This window comes from Actinomyces sp. HMSC075C01 (assembly GCF_001812965.1).
GTDB lineage: Bacteria > Actinomycetota > Actinomycetes > Actinomycetales > Actinomycetaceae > Actinomyces > Actinomyces acetigenes.
In genome coordinates, this window is the sequence record NZ_KV810950.1 from 1 (window position 1) to 1,950 (window position 1,950).

General features: G+C 58.7%; 1 protein-coding gene and 1 pseudogene. Both read right to left on the minus strand.

All coding sequences use genetic code 11. The annotated features are described in order from the left end of the window. Positions 1–147: 147 nt before the first annotated feature. On the minus strand, positions 148–759 hold the full coding sequence (locus HMPREF2883_RS13855; protein WP_075371287.1) for an Imm5 family immunity protein: 612 nt from the start codon (positions 757–759) through the stop codon (positions 148–150). A 42-nt stretch (positions 760–801) separates the two neighbouring features. After that, positions 802–1,950 (minus strand): annotated as a pseudogene (locus HMPREF2883_RS14990) (hypothetical protein); the annotation flags it as partial.

The following is a 1,950-nucleotide window of genomic DNA, read 5'->3' on the forward strand; positions in this document are numbered from 1 at the left end:
GTTCGTCCACGTCGAGGCAGCCGCAGCCACCGCGTGTGAGTGTGAGACGGTGGGGGCCGAGTCGGAAGGATTCGACCCCCACCGTTGGTGGGTTGGTCGGTGAGGTGCCAGCTGGCTGGGCGGATCGCGTGACCCCTCTTTCAGCGCTCAGTCAGCCAGGACTGCTGGGATGGCCTCATTGAGGTACCACAGCCAGAACGCTCGACGTGCATCCACGTCAGTCTCCTCCACTGGCTGCCAGTTCAAAGCCCCGGCGGCTGCGCTCGCGCACGTATAACTGGTCTCGAGTGAGTCCGGCAGCAACTCATCGTCGTCTAACGTGTCGTCGGATACATCATATTCAGGGTTTCGATGCGTTGCGGAACTGACCGCATGGGCAGCGCCGTCGGCGACAAATACAGCGGGCTGCGTTATGGAGTTGTAATCTTCAACCCTGTCATACACATCTATGAGGAAACGATCGCTACGACGTTCGGCCTCCTCTGTGTCTACTTGACGCTCTACTAATCTTTGAGCCAACGAAAGTATTTCTTCGACTCTCTTGTCGTCAGGAAAGGCTCGGTCCCAGTAGTGTTGGACGTGTCGGACACACCGAATTTTCAATTCGATTCGATGTCGGTATGATTTTTCGGCGTTCTCTGGGTCCAGCATTGCATTCCAAATGCGAGTGCGAGTATCCAGAGATAGAATTCCTTTGGTGTTATCCTTTGAGTCCAGCTCGGCGTGGGCTGTCATAATTTCCTGATTTACGGCGTTCATGTTGATCACTGTAGATTTCCTCCTCTTAAAGTTCCTTCTTGATTAAGAAGCCGTAGGGCCAGTCACGGTGCCGTCGGCTCGGAATGTCCATGTTCCGTCAGGGTCGGTCACGTGCCAGTCGCGACCCTCGTGTTGTGCTAACTTAGCAAAATACCCTTGGCAGTCGGGACACATTGCTTTTGAGACTCCGATTTGCGGCTCTTTGGCAGTCAAAGACAATTGTCTCTCTGCGTGTGATGCGTAGTATTGTCCGTCAATGCCATGGTCGTTCGCTCCTGCTTTTTTCACATCGTGCCCGATCTCTTCTTGTTTGGCTAGTACGTCCTCAATATTGGGTTCTTGGAAGCCGGGTGGGCGGTCCTCGCTCCATCCGCTGAGAGTCTTTACGCGGTCAGATGAAGCGGTCTTGCTGTCAAACTTTCGTTTGTCGGGTAGGCGTTCCTTTGCTTCTTTCGCTCTGTCGAAGGCTTCCTGGGATTTCTTGACGGGATCGTCTCCTCCTCCCTTGCCTGGTGGGGTCCCTCCGCCACCGCCTTTGCCTGGTGGAGTCCCTCCGCCACCTCCGCCGCCCTTGCCTGGTGGGGTCCCTCCGCCACCGCCACCCTTGCCAGATGGAACGGCACCGTCAGCCCCCTTGGCGGCGTCGGCTGCGTCGTCGGCGTGCTTAGCCCCCTTAGCTGCGTTGTCGGCGTGCTTGGAGCCGTACCCCAGAGCCATAGCCACCATACCGGCAAACTTCTGACCTACGTCGTCGAACAGGCGGTTCGCCTTGGTTAGCAGGTCTTTGAGGTTCCTGGCTGACAGGACGGTGTCGGCTACCTCCTTGGACAGGCGGGTCACCCAGGAGGAGACTTCAGTGACGGCTGTGCTCACTGCCCAGGGGGCGGCCAGGCCCGCGGTGAGAACCCCGATGGCGACCTTGGAGGCGAGCTTGCCGATGACGTCTGAGATCGCGTCGCGGACCATGTCGTGCACCATGCGCACGATCATCGAGGCCACCGTCAGCCCACCCGAAATCGCGCCAGCCAGCTCGCTGGTCATGCGCAGGTGGGAGGCGGAGCCGGCTTGCAGGGTCTTGAAGGTCGCCACCGCCAGGGACTCCTGACCGGCGAGACGACTGGAGTACACCGTATCCAGGTCGCTGGCGCACGAGCTCGGCTTGGTGGCGATGTTCGTCCACGTCGAGGCAGC

Bases quoted from the DNA above. Each gene is read 5' to 3' on its own strand.
- HMPREF2883_RS13855 (WP_075371287.1), bottom strand. From the start codon at position 759: ATGAACGCCGTAAATCAGGAAATTATGACAGCCCACGCCGAGCTGGAC.